The organism is Selenomonas sputigena, from assembly GCF_026015965.1.
Taxonomy (GTDB): Bacteria; Bacillota; Negativicutes; order Selenomonadales; family Selenomonadaceae; genus Selenomonas.
Genome location: NZ_CP110383.1, coordinates 2,342,723 through 2,363,356, shown reverse-complemented (window position 1 = coordinate 2,363,356; position 20,634 = coordinate 2,342,723). Strand labels below are relative to the sequence as shown.

General features: G+C 55.9%; 19 protein-coding genes. 7 read left to right on the top strand and 12 right to left on the bottom strand.

Features of this window, described 5'->3' with window-relative positions; all coding sequences use genetic code 11:
* The first annotated feature begins 7 nt into the window (after positions 1–7).
* Together OL236_RS11315 and OL236_RS11310 are read left to right on the top strand one after the other, a co-directional pair.
* Positions 8–1,348, top strand: a complete 1,341-nt coding sequence (locus OL236_RS11315; protein ID WP_265070700.1) for a citrate synthase — start codon at positions 8–10, stop codon at positions 1,346–1,348.
* Complete coding sequence (locus tag OL236_RS11310) at positions 1,349–2,350, top strand: isocitrate/isopropylmalate dehydrogenase family protein (protein WP_265070699.1); 1,002 nt, start codon at positions 1,349–1,351, stop codon at positions 2,348–2,350.
* Positions 2,351–2,468: 118 nt separating this feature from the next.
* On the opposite strand, the gene OL236_RS11305 is transcribed toward OL236_RS11310, so the two are convergent.
* The 4 genes from OL236_RS11305 to OL236_RS11290 form a co-directional block, all read right to left on the bottom strand.
* On the bottom strand, positions 2,469–2,894 hold the full coding sequence (locus OL236_RS11305) for a Fur family transcriptional regulator (RefSeq protein ID WP_009645384.1): 426 nt from the start codon (positions 2,892–2,894) through the stop codon (positions 2,469–2,471).
* A 267-nt stretch (positions 2,895–3,161) separates the two neighbouring features.
* On the bottom strand, positions 3,162–3,578 hold the full coding sequence (locus OL236_RS11300; RefSeq protein WP_265070698.1) for a hypothetical protein: 417 nt from the start codon (positions 3,576–3,578) through the stop codon (positions 3,162–3,164).
* A gap of 113 nt (positions 3,579–3,691) precedes the next feature.
* On the bottom strand, positions 3,692–4,450 hold the full coding sequence (locus OL236_RS11295) for a sulfite exporter TauE/SafE family protein (RefSeq protein ID WP_264917757.1): 759 nt from the start codon (positions 4,448–4,450) through the stop codon (positions 3,692–3,694).
* Complete coding sequence (locus OL236_RS11290; RefSeq protein ID WP_265070697.1) at positions 4,447–6,276, bottom strand: phosphoethanolamine transferase; 1,830 nt, start codon at positions 6,274–6,276, stop codon at positions 4,447–4,449. The genes OL236_RS11295 and OL236_RS11290 overlap by 4 nt, the downstream gene beginning before the upstream one ends.
* Before the next feature lie 357 nt (positions 6,277–6,633).
* Here OL236_RS11290 and OL236_RS12540 point away from each other — a divergent pair, with 357 nt between their 5' ends.
* From OL236_RS12540 to OL236_RS11275, 4 genes are all read left to right on the top strand, one after another.
* Positions 6,634–6,894, top strand: coding sequence for a DUF4258 domain-containing protein (locus OL236_RS12540; RefSeq protein ID WP_413777394.1), 261 nt, complete (start codon positions 6,634–6,636; stop codon positions 6,892–6,894).
* Position 6,895: 1 nt separating this feature from the next.
* The gene (locus OL236_RS11285; RefSeq protein ID WP_265070696.1) at positions 6,896–7,126 is read left to right on the top strand and encodes a type II toxin-antitoxin system MqsA family antitoxin; all 231 of its coding nucleotides are present in this window, start codon (positions 6,896–6,898) and stop codon (positions 7,124–7,126) included.
* A 161-nt stretch (positions 7,127–7,287) separates the two neighbouring features.
* The gene (locus tag OL236_RS11280) at positions 7,288–7,557 is read left to right on the top strand and encodes a type II toxin-antitoxin system RelB/DinJ family antitoxin (RefSeq protein ID WP_265070695.1); all 270 of its coding nucleotides are present in this window, start codon (positions 7,288–7,290) and stop codon (positions 7,555–7,557) included.
* Position 7,558: 1 nt separating this feature from the next.
* Complete coding sequence (locus OL236_RS11275) at positions 7,559–7,837, top strand: type II toxin-antitoxin system YafQ family toxin (protein ID WP_009645333.1); 279 nt, start codon at positions 7,559–7,561, stop codon at positions 7,835–7,837.
* A gap of 43 nt (positions 7,838–7,880) precedes the next feature.
* Here OL236_RS11275 and OL236_RS11270 read toward each other — a convergent pair whose 3' ends face one another.
* Positions 7,881–9,182: a purple acid phosphatase family protein gene (locus OL236_RS11270; RefSeq protein WP_265070694.1), complete on the bottom strand. Its 1,302-nt coding sequence runs from the start codon at positions 9,180–9,182 to the stop codon at positions 7,881–7,883.
* Between the two features lie 521 nt (positions 9,183–9,703).
* On the opposite strand from OL236_RS11270, the gene OL236_RS11265 reads away from it, so the two are divergent.
* Complete coding sequence (locus OL236_RS11265) at positions 9,704–10,876, top strand: ATP-binding protein (protein ID WP_265070693.1); 1,173 nt, start codon at positions 9,704–9,706, stop codon at positions 10,874–10,876.
* An 89-nt stretch (positions 10,877–10,965) separates the two neighbouring features.
* Here the strand turns inward: OL236_RS11265 and OL236_RS11260 are convergent, their stop codons facing one another.
* From OL236_RS11260 to OL236_RS11230, 7 genes are all read right to left on the bottom strand, one after another.
* Positions 10,966–12,117 (bottom strand): cysteine desulfurase family protein, encoded by a 1,152-nt coding sequence (locus OL236_RS11260; protein WP_265070692.1) that lies wholly within the window; start codon positions 12,115–12,117, stop codon positions 10,966–10,968.
* A complete protein-coding gene (dndE, locus tag OL236_RS11255; RefSeq protein WP_265070691.1) occupies positions 12,114–12,497 on the bottom strand; it encodes a DNA sulfur modification protein DndE in 384 nt (127 codons plus the stop codon). The genes OL236_RS11260 and dndE overlap by 4 nt, the downstream gene beginning before the upstream one ends.
* Complete coding sequence (dndD, locus tag OL236_RS11250) at positions 12,487–14,436, bottom strand: DNA sulfur modification protein DndD (RefSeq protein ID WP_265070690.1); 1,950 nt, start codon at positions 14,434–14,436, stop codon at positions 12,487–12,489. Before dndD ends, dndE begins: the two co-directional genes overlap by 11 nt.
* On the bottom strand, positions 14,433–15,947 hold the full coding sequence (gene dndC, locus OL236_RS11245) for a DNA phosphorothioation system sulfurtransferase DndC (RefSeq protein ID WP_265070689.1): 1,515 nt from the start codon (positions 15,945–15,947) through the stop codon (positions 14,433–14,435). The genes dndD and dndC overlap by 4 nt, the downstream gene beginning before the upstream one ends.
* 100 nt (positions 15,948–16,047) lie before the next feature.
* The gene (locus tag OL236_RS11240) at positions 16,048–16,704 is read right to left on the bottom strand and encodes a hypothetical protein (protein ID WP_265070688.1); all 657 of its coding nucleotides are present in this window, start codon (positions 16,702–16,704) and stop codon (positions 16,048–16,050) included.
* Positions 16,701–19,841: an ATP-binding protein gene (locus tag OL236_RS11235; protein WP_265070687.1), complete on the bottom strand. Its 3,141-nt coding sequence runs from the start codon at positions 19,839–19,841 to the stop codon at positions 16,701–16,703. Before OL236_RS11235 ends, OL236_RS11240 begins: the two co-directional genes overlap by 4 nt.
* Positions 19,842–19,851: 10 nt before the next feature.
* Positions 19,852–20,631: a hypothetical protein gene (locus OL236_RS11230; RefSeq protein WP_265070686.1), complete on the bottom strand. Its 780-nt coding sequence runs from the start codon at positions 20,629–20,631 to the stop codon at positions 19,852–19,854.
* Between the last annotated feature and the right edge of the window lie 3 nt (positions 20,632–20,634).

The window sequence follows — 20,634 nt, the reverse complement described above, 5'->3', positions numbered from 1 at the left end:
CATTGCCATGGACAAGGCAATCCATCTCGCGCAATTTTACGGCAAGTCGCAGAACTACACGACAATCGCCAAAGATCTCTTCAAAAAATACAACGTCAAGCGCGGCCTCAGAAACGAGGACAAGACGGGCGTCTTAATCGGCCTGACGCGCGTCGCCGACGTCGTCGGCTACAAGGTCGACGACGACGGCCACAAGGTCGACGCCGACGGCGAGCTGTTCTATCGCGGCATCAACGTCATGGATCTCGTCAATTCCGCCGACCGCTCTTCCTATCTCTACGAAGAAGCGTGCTTCCTGCTGCTCTTCGGCTACCTGCCGTCGGAAGACGACCTTCGGCGCTACTGTCAAAGCCTCAAGGAAGGCTACGAACTGCCCGAAGGCTTCCTCGAAACACACCTGCTGCACCATCCGGGCAAGAACCTCATGAACCAGCTCCAGCAGTCGATCCTCGCGCTCTACAACTACGACCCCGACCCGGACGCGACCGACGTCTATCGGACTCTCATCAAGGGCGTCAATCTCATGGCGAAGCTGCCGTCCATCGCATGCTACACCTACAACGCCAAGACGCACTACTTCGGCCGCGAGAGCCTCGTGCTGCACTATCCGCAGCAGGGCTTCTCGACCGCCGAAAACATCCTTTCCATGCTGCGCCTCGACGGCAAGTTCACGCCGGACGAAGCGCGTCTCTTGGACATCCTGCTCCTTTTGCACGCCGACCACGGCGGCGGCACGAACTCGACCTTTACGAACGTCGTCGTCTCCTCGACCGACACCGACCTCTACTCGACAATCGCCAGCTCCATCGGCTCGCTGAAAGGCCCGCGCCACGGCGGCGCCAACGTGCGCGTCGCCAACATGATGGACAAGGTCATCGAAGCTGTCGGACTCGATGCCGACGACGCCGCCATCGAGCGCGTCATCGAGCGTCTGCTGAACAAGGAGCTCGACAACCCCTCGGGACTCGTCTACGGCATCGGCCATGCCGTCTACACGCTGTCCGACCCGCGTGCCGAAGTCATCCGCGATCATATCGGCAGGCTCGCGGCGAAGAAAGGCGTCGAAAGAAAATTCGACTTCTTCGTGCGCTTTGAGCGCGTCGCCAAACGCTATCTGAGCGAGAAGAAAGACGTGAGCATGTCGAGCAACATCGACTTCTACAGCGGCCTCGCCTACGAGATCCTCGGCATCCCGCGCGACCTCTTCACGCCGCTCTTCGTGCTCTCGCGCACGGCGGGCTGGATCGCGCACAACGTCGAGCACAAGCTCTACGACAACCGCATCGTGCGCCCCGCCGCCAAGTACGTCGGCACGATGGTAGACTATGTGCCGAGGGAGGAACGCTGAATGACGAAGAACACCATCACCGTATTCAAAGGCGACGGCATCGGCCCTGAAATCACGGATGCCGTCCTCGAAATCCTGGAAAAGGCGGGCGCAAACCTCGCATACGAAATCTTTAACGTCGGCGAAGCCGAGTACGAGCGAAACGGCGCACTGATTCCGACAGCCGGACTCGCCTCCTTTGAAAAGACGCACGTCCTTTTGAAATCCCCCATCACGACCCCCGTCGGCAAGGGCTTCCGTTCACTCAACGTCACGCTTCGCACGAAGTACGACCTCTATGCGAACATCCGCCCCGCGAAGTCAAACGAAGCCGTCAGAACGCCCTTTCCCAAGGTCGACCTCATCACCTTCCGCGAGAACACGGAAGACCTCTACGTCGGCGTCGAGGAAGAAATCGACGAAAATACCATGCACGCGACGAAGATCATCACGCGCGAGAAGAGCGAGCGAATCTGCCGCGCCGCCTTCCGCTACGCCGAAGCGCATGGGCGAAAGAAGGTCACGTGCGTCCACAAGGCAAACATCATGAAGCTCTCCGACGGACTCTTCCGCTCCGTCTTCTACGAAGTCGCCAAGGAATTTCCTGCCATCGAAGCCGACGACAAGATGGTCGACGCCGTCTGCATGATGCTCGTCATGCACCCCGAAAACTTCGACATCATGGTCATGCCGAACCTCTACGGCGACATCGTGTCCGATCTCACGAGCGGACTCATCGGCGGCCTCGGCCTCCTGCCGTCGAGCAACATCGGCGATCGTTTGGCGATGTTCGAAGCCGTGCACGGCAGTGCGCCCGACATCGCGGGCAAAGGCATCGCGAACCCCACGGCATTCCTGTGGTCCGCCTGCATGATGCTCGAACACCTCGACGACAACGAGACAGCCGCCCGCATCCGCCGCGCCGTCGACGCAACGCTCAAGGAAGCGAAGAGCCTGACCCCCGACCTCGGCGGCACGGCGACGACGCACGAATACACGAAAGCGATCGTTGAAAAGCTTTGAAGAGAAAAAGAGAAGCCGTTCCATGCGTCAAAGCCGGCGCATGAAACGCCCCCTCATACAGAAAAACCGCAGACATCCCGAAAGGGTGACTGCGGTTTTCTTTTTGGCTGCCCTATGATCAATGCGCTGCCTTGCGGCAGGCGGGACACATGCCGTAAAAATACAGCTGCTTGCCCGAAACGGCGTAGCCCGTCTCGTTCTCCACCTGCTCGACGAGATCGCCCGTATCCGCCTTGTAGACATCGTCCACACGACCACAGCTCACGCAGCAGATATGCGGATGGCTCGTCGTGTTCGCATCGTAGCGGAAGCTCTCCTCGCCAACATTCAAGACCTGCACCAGACCGACCTTGCTCAGAATATCGAGCGTCTTGTAGACCGTCGCCAAGCTCATCGTCGGATACGTCGGCTGCAATTCGCCGTAGATCATATCCGCCGTCGGGTGCGCCTTCGTATGACAGAGCACGTCGTAAACAGCAAGCCTCTGCGGCGTCACCTTGAACCCCTTCTCGCGCAGCAGCGTCGTCACTTCCTGCATCACCATGATGTTCTCCTCCTTGCACACAGGCACATCCGAGTGCGAACGCAAGAGCCGCCCGCGGAAAAGCCTCGTTCCTCAAAGACTGCTTTCTTAGATTCTTTTTTCTAACAATGAATCGTCGTTAAAAAGCAATCTCACTAAGTTTATTTTAGCGCAAGAAAGTGTTTTTGTCAATAATTTCATGCTTCTTGCAAATAAAAAGACTGTGCACAAGCCGACTTACGCACAGTCCCCTTCTCTCTTCCTGTCGTATGAACACTTACAAGGAAATCAATTCATCGTTTCCTTGCCGCCCGTCACCTGCAGCACCTTGAGCACCTCGCGGCGCGGCGCGAGGTCTACCGCCATCGCCGCCATTTCCAGGGCTTCCAGACGCGCGTTGATGTAGGCCGTGCTGCGACGTACCTCCTGCGTCATGCGGCACGCTTCCTGCGTCTCTTTTTCGAGTTCCGAAATCTGCCCGCTCGCCACCTCGTAACGCGCATTGAACGCCTCGAAGCGTGCGTTCAGCTCGGCGAAGCGGCGGTCGAGCGCCGCGAAATGTGCATCGAACTCCGCCAGCTTCTCGTCGATCGCTGCCAGCTTCGCCTCGCCGCTCGCCAGGCGCTCGCTCACACGGCGGACATTTTCATCCAAGTTTTCTATATCGTGGCGCGTCCATTCGCGCAAATTTGTGCTATCTTCCATTTCTTTCCCTCCGATGTTATTATACCACGACTTTTCTCCCCAGTCCAGAATATTTGGGGATGAAATAATAAAAAGCCGCTATTTTCCCTGCACGATGGAAAAACAGCGGTATTTCAACGGAAGAAGAGCATGATGAAACCGCCGATCGTCGGCATTCCAACGATAGCGGCTTTCAATAAAGGGCGTGGCGCGAGATGTGTGCATTTTGCTCCGACGAAAGCCCCAATCATCAGCCCGAGAAGCGTCTGCACGAAGATGTCGAGATCGAGCCGTCCGTTCATCATGTAGCCGAGACCGCCCGCCGCCGAAATCGGCAAAATGACCATCATGCATGTGCCGATCGACTGCAGGAGCGGCACGCCGAAGACGCAGAGCAGCGTGAGCTGGATGAAGGCCGCCGCCCCGATGCCGAACGCGCCCGACAAGAAGCCGTTGACGAAGCCGAGCGCCAGTCCGTAGACGACGAGCTTCCTGCCCGCAAGAAGCTCGCCGCGCACATGGAAGATGCGGTCGAGAAACTCGGCTCGATAGACCTTCATGTAGAGCGTAAATGCCGACAGGAGCAGCATCAGCGCCGTCAGAAAGCCAAGCTCCTCGGACGGCATCACGTTCGACACCTCCGCGCCCAAGAGTGCGCCGAGGACGCCGCCCGCACCGAGCACCGCACCCGTCTTGACGACGACCTCGCCCTCGCGGAAATGGCTGATGGCGCCCGAGAGCATCGTAAAGAGCATCGATGCGAGCGCGACGCCGAGCGCCGTATGGATCGGCACGCCGAAGCCGACGGTCAGGAGCGTGATGACGACGCCTGCACCGCCCGCGCCGACGAAGCCGATGAGCGCCCCCAAGATCAGCATCGAGAAGAAAATCATTTTTCTTCCTCCACATCCTCCGTCAGCGCGTGCTGCCCGAGCATCGTCGTCAGATTGTCGCGCGTGAAGCGATAGGCGGTCGAAGAGAAGTCCTGCGTCGCATCGTAATGGTTCGACTGCGCATGCAAGATGCCGGCAACCGTGTCGTAGATCATGTCGTTCGTGAAGTACTGGCTTTCGTGACCCCTCAAGGCCGCCGCGACCGCAGGTTCCGCTGCCTGGCAGGCGGGCGACATGTATACGAACATCGGGATGCGCACCATGTGGAAGTTGAACACGTCGGGATTGTGCGAAATCACCAAGTCCTCTCCGTGATCGGAGAAGTAGACCATCGCCTGCAGGTTCAGATTGTCCCGCGCGTACTCGAAGATGCGCCGCAAATTGTCGTCCGTGTAGAGGATGCTGTTCGCATACGACTCGGCATTCGTTCCTGCGCCGCCCGCCGCATTGACCCAGCGCTCGAACGAGGCGGGATAGCGGTTGTTGTAGTAGATGTGGCTGCCCATGATGTGCAGCACGATGAAGTTGTTCTTCGATCCGTCGATCTCGGTCAGATACTGCAGAAGATTCTCGTCGTACTTCTCCGTGAAGAGGTACGAGTCATCGACCCACTCCGCGCGATCCGCCGTCTTCGCGACGAGCGTGATGGCGCTGTCGTACTGCCCGTAGCGCCCCTGGTTGCTGAACCAGTACGTATCGTAGCCCGCCTTCTTCGCCACATCGATGAGCGACGTCGAGTCGTAGAATTCCTTGTCGTTGTACTGGCTCTGCTCCGTCAGTGCACGCTGCAAGACAGGCACCGTCTGTGACCAGCACGAATATGCGTGGCGGAAGACGACGAAGTCGGGATCTTCCATGCGCGCGGCGAGCCACGGCGTATCATCGTAGGGGAATGTCGGCGTGTACGCCTTCATGAACGTGCGCGACGCCGACTCGCCGATGACGACGATCACCGTGCCCGGCGCCTTGGCGGCAAGCGTGTCCTCGGGCGTATCGAGCTTGAGTCCGGCGAAACGCTCGTCATAGTAGGCGCTGTACTCCTGCGTCTCGGCGACGTAGTCGGAGACCTCCTTCCAGCTCAGCGCGATCGACGTCTCCGGCAAGACGAAGAACGGGATGTAGACGCCGAGGACGCAGCCGAGCAGGAAAAGAGCCGCCCGCTTGCCCGCCGTCAGCGGATGCGCCGCCAGATGACGCGCTTGGCGCATGTTGCCGCGATAGCAAAGCCACAGGAAGGCGAAAAAAGCGATGACGATACCAATCAGTGCGGGGATGCCGAGCATCGCCTCAAGGAAATCGACGCTCTCATCGGGATTCGTCAGATAGAGCGCCATGAGCGATGCGGGCGTCAGGCAGTGCTGGTAAATCGAGAAGTAGACGATCTGCACGAAAGGAATCGCAAGGCACACAAAGTCGAGCGCGGCAAAGAGCGCGGCGACGGGGCGCGAGAGCTTTCCGTAGGAAAATGCCAGCGACTGCCAGGATGCGAGCAAGAGGAAGATTCCCGTGCCGCACAGAAAGTCGAGCCGTATGAGCGAGACGTACCACGGCGTAGCGTACGACCACGAGTAAAGGAGCGGAAAGGTCACGCACCACAGGACGCCCGCGAAGAGATGCGGCGCGTGGTTCAGCGAAAACAGCCGCTTTCGTGCGCCATACTGGAAGAGCGCGAGCGCACCGATCACGGGCAGAAGCCACGGCAGATAATTGGCCGGCGTCATGTCCTCGCCGATATTGATGTAGAAAGAAACGAGCACAAAATAAAAAACGAAAGCCGCTACGACATACCGCATGCCCTCGTTCTTCTCCTCTATGGAAAACCGCATGGAAAACCGCATCCTTTGTCTATGTTGTAATTTTGGAAAAGAGCCGCCGCACCGCATTGTCAAAGGTCGAAACGGACTCCCCCATGTTCTTCTAAGTATAGGGAAAGCCCCCGCTTTCGTCAAGAGGATTTTCCATAAGGACGTTTTTTGCTATAATGATAAAAAAGTCTTTTCTATCCACATGGATTTCCGTCAGGAGACGCGTATGATTGACATAAAGAACCTTCGCAAGCATTACGATGAAGCCCCAAGAGGTCAAGCCGCAGGCGCAGACCGATTGGCTAGGCTTCTGTAAGGGCGGTGCACAATGTCCACAAAGTGGATGTTTGTGCGTGTAGTTTACGATGAAGATGCCGTATTCATAACAGCACATGCTTCAGGTTAAGGAACATCAAGGCAAAAGACATACGAACCGCCGTTGCGACAGGAGAGATCATTGAACAATACCCTTGTGATTATCCCTATCCAAGCTGTTTGATTCTAGGAGTTACGAAAGAAAACCGCTATATCCATGTGGTGATAAGCGACGAAGGAAGCGCCAGCCGAATCATAACGGCATACTTCCCCGATCCAGCGAAATGGAGCAACGATTACAAAACACGAAAGGAGGATATTTGAAATGAAATGCTTGCTTTGCAAGACCGGCACGATGAAAGAATCCACTGCAACATATTTCACCCAGCTTGAAAACTGCTATATCATCATCGAGAGAGTCCCTTGTTGGAAATGCGAACAATGCGGCGAAACACTTTATGCCGCCTCCGTGATGGAAAGAATCGACGACATCTTGGAAGGTTTGAAAAAAGTCGCCAGCAAAATCTTCATTATGGACTATACGAGCGCCGCATAAGCTGTACGGCCAAGAGCATCAATTCGCCACTTCCACGCGGTCGATCCTCGTGCCGTCGGGCAGGAAGCACTCAACGGCGAGCGCTTCCTCCTTCGCTTCCAAGACGAGATAATTGTCCGTCTCGGGCTGCGGTGCGACATGAAAGAAAGGATGGTACTATCATGACGACTCTTCAAATCAACGTAGACGATGCCGTCAAGGAAAATGCCGATCGGCTGTTCTTCAGCCTCGGCCTTGATACGTCCACGGCCATACAGATCTTCCTCAAAGCCGCCATCGCACATGAGGGAATCCCCTTCCCCATCGCACACTCGCATACCGGACTCCCTGCGGATCTGAAAGAAGCCGTCGAGGACAGCCGCCAACGCCGAAACTTGCACGGTCCCTTCGATTCAGCCGACGAAGCCGTAGCATCCATGCTGGAGGATTAGCATGTACGAGATCGTCTATACGAATCGCATGAAAAGAGATGTCCGCCGCGTGAAAAAGCGAGGCAAAGACATCTCCAAGCTTATCAAGACATTGCAATTGCTGCAAAAAGGCTCGAACATGCCGGAGCAGTATCGAGATCATGCACTTGGCGGAAATCTGAAGGACTTCCGCGAATGTCATATCGAACCGGATTGGCTGCTGATATACCAAATTCATGAGGACATGCTCATTCTTTCAGCAACCGCCACAGGAACACATGCTGATTTATTCGGCGAATAAACCGCTTTCCTAGCCGCTTTTTCAGGCAACATGCTCTCGGCAATTATTTCACCACTTTCACGCGGTCGATCCTCGTGCCGTCGGGCAGGAAGCACTCGACGGCGAGCTGCGCATCCTTCGCTTCCAAGACGAGATAATTATCCGTCTCGGGCTGCGGTGCGACTACCTCATCGAGTGCATGGTCGATCCAGAGATTCGGGTAGCGCACATCGCCTGCGACGCCCGTCAGAATGTAGGCGGGTCCTTTCGCCGAGCGGCGGAATGCCTCGATATGACCGCGATTGCGATAGGTGTGCAGATGCGCCGTAAGGACGAGATCGACGCCGAGCTTATCGAAAACGGGCATGAACGCTTCGCCTATGTCGGAAAATCCCTCCGTGCGTTCGGGGCGCTGATGAATGCGGTACTGCAGCACATCCTTGTGCAGGAGCGCGACTTTCCACTGCTTGCGGCTCTTTTCCATATCCTCGGGCAGCCACGAGAGCTGCTCCTCCAAAAGCCCCTGCTTGAAATCCGCCGTCTCGTCCATCTGCGTATTGAGCACAGCGAAATGGCACATCCCATAGTCAAACGAATAGTAATAGCGTGAGAACGCCTCGCTGCCGTTGTCCGGCACGGCGAACTCCTGCAAATATGCTTTTGGCAAACGTACTTGCCAATTCCTGTCGTATGTCTCATGATTTCCCATGACGGGCGCAAAAGGAATCTGCTCGATCATGGGCGCGACCGCCGAAAGCCACGCATCCCACTGCGTATGATCCTCGCCGTTATCGACGAGATCGCCCATGTTGACAAAAAAGCCTGCATCGGGGTTGCGCTGCCATGCTCCTTGCGCGACGTCTCGCCAGACCGAATAATCGCTCGACTGCGAATCGGGGAAGATCAGCGCCTTGAAGCCATCGCGCTCCGCCGGCGTCGTCAAAGGCCACCACTCGCTCGCCTCCTCGCCGTTCACCAACCGGTACTCGTAGGACTTGCCCGGCGTCAGTCCCTCAATGCTCGCCATATGCAGCACCGCCGCGCACCCGTCATCCGTGAAATCCTCGTTCGATGCCGCCGCGCGCTGCACCGCCTGCGCGTCCTTTTCGCGCCACTCGACCGCCGCCGCGCTCTCCGCCGCCTCCGATTGCCACATGATCGTACGCGAGACGGAAGGATCGCGCGTGATGATCTGCCGGACGAAGTCCGCCTCGATCTTTCGAGGATTCGCCATCTTGTCGAACCGCTTCGCCGCCCGTCTGAGGACATCAAACCGCTGCGCCAGAAAGCCGCCACCCACGATGACCGCCGCACCGCCCACAAACTTGAGGAATGTGCGGCGGTTGAATGGATGTTCTGTTGCCATATCCCGCTCCTTAAAACGTCGATGCACTTTCTCTAAAGCATCACCGATAAATTCATTTCCTCATCTTCATGCATTCGCACTGTCATTATCGGAAAATCGCAACAACGCATCCATCTGCACATTTTATTTGCTCAGACTTCCCACCTACACGCCTTCAGAGCAAGAATTTCCCCTTCCAGTACCGCACAGCAGCTTCACCACTCGATCCACATCGGTCATGGGGTTCTGACTCGAACTTCGCAGACCAATAATCTACTGGAATCCTTGAAATGTCAATCCCTTTGGAAAACAAAATCGCATGAGTGACATCCACTTGGTATAATTCTACTATGAAGCCCCAAGAAGTCAAGCCACAGGCGCAGACTGATTGGCTAGGCTTCTGTAAGGGCGGCGCACAATATACAAAAACAGATAGTTTTCGTATTTAAATCCTAAAACTATCTGTTTTTGAAACTTTATGGTATAATAATACAAAGAGCAGGAGCGGAGGCGAAAATATCGTGATCGAGCGTCAAGAATATATGAAGCGGTTGATTGCTTTCAAGGACAAACAAGTCATCAAGGTTGTGACAGGAATCCGGCGATGCGGCAAGTCTACTCTTTTGGAAATGTATCAAGATTGGCTGCGCAAGCAAGGCGTGCAGGAAGAGCAGATCATCGCCATCAACTTCGAGGATATGGACTATGAGGATCTCACGGATCGCAAGGTGCTGTATCAATATCTGAAAAGCCGGCTTGCTTCGGGCAAGATGACGTATATCTTCTTGGACGAAGTGCATCATGTCCATGACTTCCCCAAGGTCGTCGACAGTCTGTATATCAAAAAAAATATCGATTTGTATATTACAGGATCGAACGCCTACATGCTGTCGAGCGAGATCGCTACCCTGCTTGCCGGGCGGTATGTCCAGATCGAAATGCTTCCCCTTTCTTTCAAAGAATATTGGGTGGGCGCAGGAAAACCAGCAGAGAGAGGGATTCTCTATACGGAGTATCTGCAAAGCAGCTCGTTTCCCTACGCACTGGCGCTGAAAGACGATCCAAATGCAGTTCGCGACTATTTGGAAGGAATATATAACACCATCGTCGTCAAGGATATTGTAAACCGCAAAAGAATCACGGATGTCATGATGCTGAAGAGCGTCCTGCGCTTCGTGTTCTCAAGCATAGGCAGTCCGCTTTCCTCGAAAAAGATTGCAGATACGATGACTTCAGACGGCAGGAAGATTGATTCCAAGACGGTCGAAAAATATTTGACGTCATTCATAGAAAGCTATGTCATTTATCAGGCGAAACGATACGATATAAAGGGCAGGCAATATCTGAGGACTTTGGAAAAATATTATGTAGCAGACATCGGCTTGCGGTATCTTCTCCTGGGCACGCGCGACGTGGATGCCGGCCATATCTTGGAAAATGTCGTGTATCTGGAACTCCTGCGCCGTGGATATGACGTCTATATCGGCAAGGTGAATTCTTTTGAAGTAGATTTCGTGGCACAGGGCAGAGCGGGAGTGGTATATTATCAGGTTGCTCTTACGGTTCGCGACGAGTCCACACTGGAGCGCGAGCTACGTCCGCTCCGCCTGATTCGCGATCATTATCCGAAGATCCTTCTGACCATGGATGAAGATCCGGAAGCGCAATATGACGGGATACGGCGCATCAATGCCCGTGACTGGCTTCTGACGTGATCCATGTCGCCGTGCAGGCGCAGGATCTTGTTTCGGGCATCATACCGTCTCCCAAACACTTTACTCCGCATCAAAAGCGATCTCTATCCTTACTGCACAAGTGCCTTCGCCGCTGTCAACAGTTTGGCGAACTCGATTTTTAGCAGTGCTGCATCCGTCTCTGCGCCCCAACTGAGGCGGATGGAGCTTTCAATCTGCTCCGCAGGGACGCCCATGGCTCTGAGGACGTAGCTCGGAGCGTAGCTCTTCGACGTGCATGCCGAGCCATTGGAGATGGCGCAGCCACCTCTTGCGGCGATCATCAAGGCTTCTGCGGAGATGCCGTGCAAAGAGAGGTTGAGCGTACTCGGCAAAGAGAATTCCGCCGCGCCGTTGACCGAGTACAAAAGCCCCGCTTCATCGATCATCTGCAGCAGCATCGCTTTGATCTGCTGCAGTTTTCTGACATCCTCTTTGTATCGCATGGCGGCAAGCTCACAGGCCTTGCCGCAGCCTGCCGCGAGAGCTGCGGGAATCGTGCCCGGACGAATGCCGCGCTCCTGCTCGCCGCCGTAAAGGATCGCCTTTACGGGAGGCAGCTTATAATCGCGCTTTTTGAGCACGAGCACGCCGACGCCCTGCGGACCGCGCATTTTGTGCGCGCTGAAAGAGAGCATGCGGTATTTCAGCCGCCGCAGTTCATCGACGAGCTTACCGCAGCTTTGCGTAGCATCTACATGAAAGAGAATTTCCCTCTTTTCCAACTCCGCGCCCAGTTCTTCCACGGGCTGGATAACTCCCGTTTCGTTGTTGACATGCATGAGGCTGACGAGTAGGGTATCCGTTCGCAGCTTTTCCATGATCTTCTCTTTCGCCACGCGGCCGGACGGCTCGGGTGCGACGATGTCCACATCGAAGCCCCGCCGCCCCATCGCCTTCACCGTCTCCAGAACCGCCTTATGCTCGATGGCGGACGTGATGATATGGCGCTTGCCGCTCTGCTCGGCATATGCCGCAAGGCCTTGGATTGCGATATTGCTGCTTTCCGTCGCGCCGCTCGTGAAGAACACCTCGGCAGAAGTCACGCCCAAGAGCGCCGCCACCTGTTTCCTCGCATGTTCCACAACGGCTCGCACAGCCTCGCCGTAAGCATGCGTGCGGCTGTCTGCGTTGCCGATCTGATTTCGGTATACTTCCATCATCGTCTCTACGACCTCGGGCGCGATCGGTGCGGATGCGTTCCAGTCCAAATAGATGCTCATGATTTCTTCACCGCCAATCCCAATAAGTCATCCATGCTCTTGATGAAGCCCGTGCCCGAGAGATATGCGATGCCACGCTCAAGGTGCAGGAGAAAATACTTCGCCGCCGTTTCATCATCCGCCTCGATCTCCATGCGCATGCACCACGCCTTGATCAAAGCCTCATAGATCTCGTAATATTCGCCGCCGAACGTGTACCACGACATTTCCAGATTGCTGTCTGCAGCAAGAGGAAGATCCGCGGGCACGTTTTTTTCTGCAAGCGAATAGAGAAGCGCCCAGCGACAGAGAATATTCCAATTTTTGATGCCCGTCTTGCCTTTCAAGCGGGAGAGCTGGTCCTTCGCCTGTTGAGAAAGGCGCACTTGTTTAATGATCATCGTCGCGGAAATATCCTTTCAAAATCGTCGTGCTCTTTGTCGCCTCATCGTAGTGCAGCGTAAATTCATCGCCGACCGAATCCTTCAGCATTGTGTAATAATTTTCATCGATCTCCGCATCTGTCGACAGGATGATCGTCTGACTTCCCGCCTGCGGGAAATATGTCGTGACGAGCGACGTCCGATGCATGGAGTCAAGACGCGCGAGCGGCGTATCGATGATCACGGGGAGCTTCTTCTTCGAGCAGATGGCCAACGCCCAGAGGACAGCGATTACCATCAGCTGCTTTTCGCCCGCTGACAGCGAGTCCTTCGCCACCTTTTCGCCTCGATCGTCCAGATAGGCAAGTTCCAAGGTATCCGCATCCATGACGATCCGCTCGATCATGTTCTTCTTGTTCGCCAGCTTCTTGTAGCATTCTGTGACGGTATCGCCGAGCACGCCGATTTTTCGCCTCTGCAGCTCGACGGTAAATTCTTCCGTCAGGCGCAGAGCCATGTTGGCGTATTTTCTCATGCGCTGCCGATCGTCACGCAGCTCCGCATCGTGCAGATATGCTTCCGCCTGCTTTCGATATTCGGCATCGGCGGCATGAAGCGCCGCGCGCAAAGCAGCCGTTTCCTGCTCCTTTGCCGTCCGATCGAGCTTCAGCTGCACGAGCGCGGATTCCTCCTCCTTGATGCGGCTGAACAACGCGCCGAGAGTTTTTTCATCGAGATCCACAGCGAGATGGCGCTCCGCCTCGTCGAGTTTTTTCTGCAGCAACGCTTTTTCGCCCAGCAGCCGCCGCGCCGTTTCCACACTCTCGGCAAGCAGATGATCGAGCAGCGCATTGAGTTGGAACAGAGCATGATCCGACACTTGATAAAGCGGCTCTGCCGCCGTTCGCTCCGTCTCTTCGCGGACGTACGCCAAGAAATCGGCGTTCGCCTGCCGTGCGCCTTCGTGCTTGGCGGCATATCCTTCGAGCATCCCTTCCATCATGCCGAGCGCCTGCCTCATGATCAAATCATCGTGCTCATCCTCCGACTGCAGCTTGACCTCGCTGATGAGATCGCGCACCAAGGCGAACGGCAATTCGCCGGCGGCGCATTCCGCCAGCGCGCCCTTGTTGCGCTCGATTTTTGCCAAAAGATCCGCGCGGCGCTGCATGAGGCTCTGCCGCTCCTGCGCCGCCGCGCCGCCCTTGATCTCATATTGGCGGTGCAGTTCATCGATCGCCGCCTGCCGCTCTTTTGCCTGCATCTCCAGGCGTGCGCCCGCTGCCTCCAGCCCGGTCAGCTGCGCCGCCAGGCGCTCCTTTTCCTGCCGCAGATCCTCCAAGCTGGCAGATGCGTCTTCCTTTTTTCCGCCGCGCGCCAAGCGCCGCACGATGCGCGAGAGGTCGCCCTTCAAACCGTCGAGAACGCCGATCCCCAGCATGGAGCGCACGGAGTCCTTCATCTGCACATTGTTTTCATCAAGCGCCAATTCGGCGATTTTTTCCCCGTCGAAAAAGAAAAAGCGTGCCAGCGCCGACGGGAGAATGTTTTCCACAAACATCGCCCAATTTGCCGTCAAAAATTCGCTGTACGCGCCATTTTCCCAAACGGTGATCGTCTCTCCGTCCCCTTTGGCTGCGGTCCAAGCACGACGAATCTGATATTCACTCTGCTCGCTCTCGTCCATGAGGAATGTCAGCTCCACCGAGGCACGCTTCTCGCCGCTGCTCTTGTTCACATAGGCGCGCAGGTACTTCCCATACGATCTGTGCGCACTCTCTTTATAAGCGATGGAATTCGCGCCGTAAAGCGCGAGGAGGATCGCTTCGAGAAAAGTCGTCTTGCCGTGGCCGTTCATGCCGCCGATCAAGACGATAGGGCGCGTATGCGAAAAAGAGAAGGTGTTTTCCCCGGCATAGACGCCGAAATTCTGCAGCGTGAGCTTCTTGATGATCATCGGCTTTCATCCTCAATATCCAAAGGTTCTTGCGAACGGTCGGGCAAGGCGGCATCCAAAAACGCTTCGTTATATTCTGCGCCCAATTCCTTTTTTCGTCTCATGCGTTCCGTATAATACCGCACTGCATCGGCTTCGTCCTTGTAGAAGGAGCGCCCGATCGCGGCCTCCATCGCCTCGAGGAGCCCCTTGCGCGCGCCGATCCCCGAGGCGCGGTTCTCGAGATCGACAAGCGTATACATCATTTCAAAAGCCAGCTCTTCCCCGCCGTACATGCGCGTGCAGACCCCCGCCAAAACATCCCACTCGTCCTTGGCAAAATTATCCAAGGGCAGCCATGTCGGATCACAGAACGGCTCTTCCATCACATCTTCATAAATCGTCGGAACAGAATCGATAAATTCATGCTTTTCCAGAACCCAGATGCGGCGAATCGCCTGCAGCTCTTCGAGGTGGATCAGCTCAAGATCGCGAAACTCCTCCGGTCCCGTTTCCCGAATTTTCTTCTGAATCTCCAACAGGCGGCGCAGCCAACGTTCGCGAACCTCCCTTTTGTACGGCCCGTGAAAGAGCTGTCCATGACTGCCTTGCAGGTGTCCGCGCATGCGCCGAAAGCTGCGGCGCTCGCGATCGTGCGCCAGATCGCCGAATTCATTGCGAAATTCCAGCAGCGGCAGCATCCATTCCTTCTCCTCGTCGTTGGCGATCATCGCTTCCATCGACTTGTCGCTCTCGACCATGGTGCAGACCCAGCAGCCGAAACGGCTCTTGCCGCACGACGGCAAACTCTCATCGAGCATCAGAGGACATTCGTTGTCCGCCGTCGCCCCGCGATACATGGTCAAAAGATCCTGATTGGAATAGCCCCAAGGATTCTTGTACTGCATCAGAAACATCCAAACATCATCATTCGACCATGCTTCCAGCGGAGAAAACACCAACTCATTGGCCAGTGTCGGATTGGGACTCAAAAGCTCGCGAACCCGCTTCTTTTCAAGGTTCGTCATCGTGCGATGGCGGCGCGCGCTCTCCGTCTTGCGCGTTCCCAGGACGAGAATGATCTCGCCGTGCTCAGCGAGTTTCTTCTTGATAAAGTCGTTCACGGGACGGATCTTCAGCCGATCCGTGCACCAGCGATACTTCATGCGCGGAAACGGATAACCCCTGCCGAGAAGATTCACCCAAAACGTATGATCGTAGTCGGGCAAGAGCCGCGTCGGAATGAAAGGCAGCTGACGCGCTGTAGCAGCATCACGCATCACTGCAAGCGACCTCTCCACCCACTTGGAGACGACCGGCGACTCCACCAGAGTATCGGTATTCATGATATGCACGGACTTCTTCCTCTTCTCCAAGGGAAGAGCCTCGAGCGCCAGCCAGACGAGCTGCACGACGGCAGTGCTGTCCTTGCCGCCCGAATAGCCAATCATCCAAGGGATGTCATCGGACAAATAGAGCTCTTGGATCGTCGCCATCATGGAGGCGATATTTTCCTTCGTCACATTTCCCATAATCGTCGTATCGTGCTCCTGTTCCTCTGATCAATATTTCTTGAGTATATGAGCTCTCCATGCAAAAGTCAATCAGCGAAGTGCAAATGAGCGCCGCGCATCAGTGGGCAAGAAACGACAGCCGGATCTTCTTTTCCAGCCCTTCCTTGCGAAGCCAGGCCACGACTCCCTCGCTGAGATCGGCTGCCGTGGCTTTGCCCGAGGTCATCTTCGTCAGAAACTCCACCATCTCCTCTTCCATCTCCAAACTCTGGATCAAATCAGCGGCACGTTTCATTGCCGCTTTCAAACCTATAAATACCTTCGTCTCTGCAGACCAGTCTTTCGCTGTCTGAATCTCTTCCATACAGCGATCTGTCTTTTCTTCGTCGATTCCTCGAATAACGCGCAGCGTGTTCCATGTACCCGCCGTATAACTGCGGAAATATGCCGACCACGCCTTTTTCATCTGTCCGTGAAGCGCATCATAGCGGCGTTTCGCTTTTTCCACGCTTTCCTGCACAGCGTACCCGGTGCTCACGGCAGCCTCAAGCTCATCGAGCAGCGTCAGGCAGTCTGTCCGAAGCTCCTCCGAAATGGGAAATTCCAGCGTATCGCGAACACACGCCAAGGAGTCAGAAAATCTTTCCGCCTCCTCGACCAAAGCACGGTACTTCTGATCGAGAGCCGCCTGCTGCTTTTGGTTCGCCCGTCGCTCTTCCCTCTGGCGCAGGGCTTTCATATCTTTCATTTTTTGATCGAGCACATCAAAGATCATGCCTGCACCTCCTTCGAGAAGCAGGAACGGCTCTCCTCAAGCTTCTGCAGTTCCTTCTCATAGCGAGCGGCTGAATGCTCCTCAGAATCTTCTCCGCCCAACGCCGCCCGCCGCTTTGCCATCTCGGCGTCGATTTTTTTGAAGTCGGCTTCCAATCGCTCGAACAAGTCGAGCAAAGGCTTCAAGTCCGTCAGAGGATCGCCCGAAAACGCCAGGAGCACCGCCAACGGATCTTTCTCTTCCAACGCACCGCCGACATCACTCAGTGCCTTGGCGATCTGCTTTGCTCCTTTCTTCACCGGATCAGTCGAAAAGAACGCCACGGAGAACTGTGTGCGATTGGCCTCATCGTAGAAGGCTTTGACGCGTTCCGCCAGCATCAGAAGATCTTCCTCTTCCATAGCCTCGCCGTCATCGAACTCATCCGTCCCCCAAAAGGCGCGAATCTTTTCCATCATGCCCCGCGCCTTCTCCTGCTCGGCATCGGCGACCTTGCCGACGCGCTCAACGATCTTTTTCAAATGGTCGAACACATCGCGCCTGCGCTTGACGGGATCTTGCATCTCGAAGGCCGTCTCCGGCACAGAGAGCCTGTTCGACTTAACTTTGCGCAGCGTGCGCGCCAGATTCGGCTCATCCAGAACGATCACGGAACCGCCGTCGCCCTGCGTGATGTTGAAATATTGACGAACCGTTTTCCTGTTTGTCTCGTCGGCGCCTTTTTGCGAGAGCAGCGCACAAAGGGCGCTCCACTCCCGCACATGGCTGTCTGCCGCCGCTTTCTTCTCCTTCTTCTCAAAGAGATGACGCACCGTCAGATTCTTCAAGCTCTTCTCGCGAAACTCGCCGCCAAGAATCTGCCGGTAGATTTCAGCGGCGATGGCGGCTTCGATATAGGAGGCGTCTGCATCCGCATTTTCGCGCACGGCTTTGAGCAGAGCGCTTTTTATGCGCGAAGTCCACGAAGTGATGAAGTACGCGTCTAAATCCGACTCGGGATAAGCCCAGCTCTGCCCGCCATATTCGCGCCAACGCAAAAAGGCCGCGATAATGTGCATGGACTCGCGGCTGGCAGGCATCGTATAAAGCCCCTGCGTGCGCTCCCTCGTTTGATTCTCAAAATCCACGAGGGGCGCACTGGAATCCTGGATCTTCCCCATCTGATCGAGGGAAATCCCCTCCGCCTGCCACGGAATTGCCGACAGCAAATATTTGGCGATGTCGTCGCGGGCAGCGCGCAGAGCGCCGCTCGTGCCGCCTGTTGAGGAAACGTCAATCGCCTGTCCTTCGACCCATTTGCTCAAGACCGCGACAGCCCTTTCGACCTTTTCCACCCTTCCTACAGAAACGACGGGCGGCTCAACGGGCGTTTCTGCGAGGCTCGCCGCCAGGCTTTTCCCAGCTACCGATGCGTGAGCGGCGGCAGCGGCAGGAGCGGCGGCCGCTGCAGTCTTGGGCGCTTCGACTTCGGACAGGCGCAGAGGCGGCATGGCAAGCTCTTCGAGGATGTCGCTTCGGACGCCCGCCTGATAGACGACGCCGTCTTTCGTGAATTGATCGGGCGTGCCGTCTCCCCAGATGCTTAAAAAGCGCAGGACTCGCGCCGCCTCCTGCTCGTCTCGAATCTGCGACTCGATGCGGTAGCTCAGCGTCGTATTCGTCCGCACAAGGCTCCATGGCAGGCTCGGGAATTTTTCTCTGCCGTTCAAAATATCATTGACCACAGGCTCGATCACATCGCGGATGATGTAGCGCGGCGTCTGCTGATTCTGCTTCAGGGCGTGCTGATAGAGATAACGAATGCTGTTTTTCGTAAACGGATAGAGGCACAGCTTCTTGTCAAACTCGATCGACACAAACTCCCAATTCTTTCCCTCTTTCACCGTATGCACGGGATAGTCCGCAGGCTCGGCTGCATTTTCCAGCCAGTCGGCGATCCGAGACTCGGGCACGGACATCGCGTTGAGGTAGCGTCCGACGAATTCAAACAGCCCCGCTTCATCGAAAGCGTCGCTCGGAATGTAGACGTACTGCGTGATGCGATCCTTATGATTGTCGCGGAAGTTGTGCTGCAGGTAGTTGCCCGTCGTGCCGATGATCGACGAGATGCGGCAGAGCTTCTCCCCCTCATTCATGCCCGTATGCTCAACGATCAGGGCGTCGAGCAGCGCATCGTCGACGCCCGTAAAAGATGTGACGTCCTCAATGAAGAGCGTCAGACTCTTGCCGAGCCGAAACAACTCCCTGCGTATGTCGCGGAAGATATCGCGAAAATCGCCGGCAGCAATGCCTGCACAGCGCTGAACGACGTCATTGACAAACTGGTTCAGATAGGCGGCAACCTTTTCCGCCTCTTCCCTGCCGTCCTCATCCGCCATCAAGGCGCGCACCATCTTCATCGCCTTGGGATCGACGCCGGCGCGCTCGATCTGATCACTGAGTTCTGCCGAAATGAAGAAATCCTCCGCGGTGAACTGCGCGATCGTATCCCTGTCCACGAGGGAATTTTCGGCGATCTTCGAATAAATGCGCTCGATCGGGCCGTCCGCCGCTTCCAGGCGCACGCGCACCACCTCGTTGTTCAAAAAGGCGATCAGACGCTTCCTCTCGATATTTTTCAGATGAATCGAGCGCTCTTCCTCGTCGTGTTCCACCTCGTTCAGAACTTCATGGTACAGCCGCCCCTTGAGCTTGTTCTCATCCTCATAGGCCGCCGCTTTCAGCAAACGGTCATAGGCGTCCTTGTTGGCAATCTCCTGCACCTCGGGCATATCCAAGAGCTGCCGGATCGTGCCCTTCAGCGTGTTGTCGCTCCTGCGAATGAAGAGCACGACCTCCTGCGCGGGCTTGTTGTGCCGATACTTGGCTTCAAACCAACGAATCAGATGCGATTTCCCCGTGCCGCTCTGCCCGTATACAGCGATGAATTGATGCTTGTTCTCTTTGTTGAGGATGAATTTTCTATATACCTCTTCTTCGGAATACTCCCTGCCCTCCGACGGCGCGACGTCGAACTTATTCACCAGACGCAGACGCTGGACAGCAACGTGCGTCGCCAGGAAATCGCCCTGGGAATATGTGATCGAGTCCGGCTTCACGACAGAGGCAAGCCGCTCTCTCGCAATCGTTAAATCCACAACCTGCCTCCTATTCGAGAATCGTGACGTTCGTGACCGTAGTCTCAACGTCATGCGCCTTCAGCGGGTACAAGCTCCAGATGTCCTGCTGATCGAGAATGTGCTCCATGCGAATGAAGCCGGCATCGTGCAGCGTGCGCAGCCCGTTGGAAACGCCGTAGCTGAGCTGTCGGTTCGACGGATCAGCATCAATGACGATTCCGGCGCGCGGCAGAATCTTTTCGATAAATTCACCAAAGGAATACGCATGATGCTTTTCAAAATCCGTGCCGTCCATGAGATCGTGCAGAAAAACATCGGCATTGGGCACGAGGAACATCCCATGCAAATACCCAAAGCCGAGGTATACGATCCAAAAGCGCCATGCACGCATCGCTTTGGCATCGAGCGGACGTCCGATCTCTTCTTCGAGCGAAGGCGCGAGATTGGCGACATTCTGCTCCCCGTGCAGCACGTTTGCCCCCCGCGCATAGTAGGCCTTCGTGACCCGATAGAACTGCCCGTCAGCAAACTCTTCCAGCCTGCCGTTGACATATCGCCGCATGTCCGCCATCGAGCGCACGGCCGAAGGGGATGCGGCAAGCTCGACATTCTGATCCGTGACGCTGATCAGTCCCAACTCCTCCGCCGCCTCTCGGTAATCTGCAAAATACGATGTCGACTGCTGCAGGTAGTCAGGCTCCATCTTATTTTTCAGCTCTTGCACTGTCAGCGGTTTTTTCTCGACGATCTTGCACAGCGTGTACACGCGCTCGGGGATGGCGGGCGTCTTCATCTTTTCTCGAAACATATG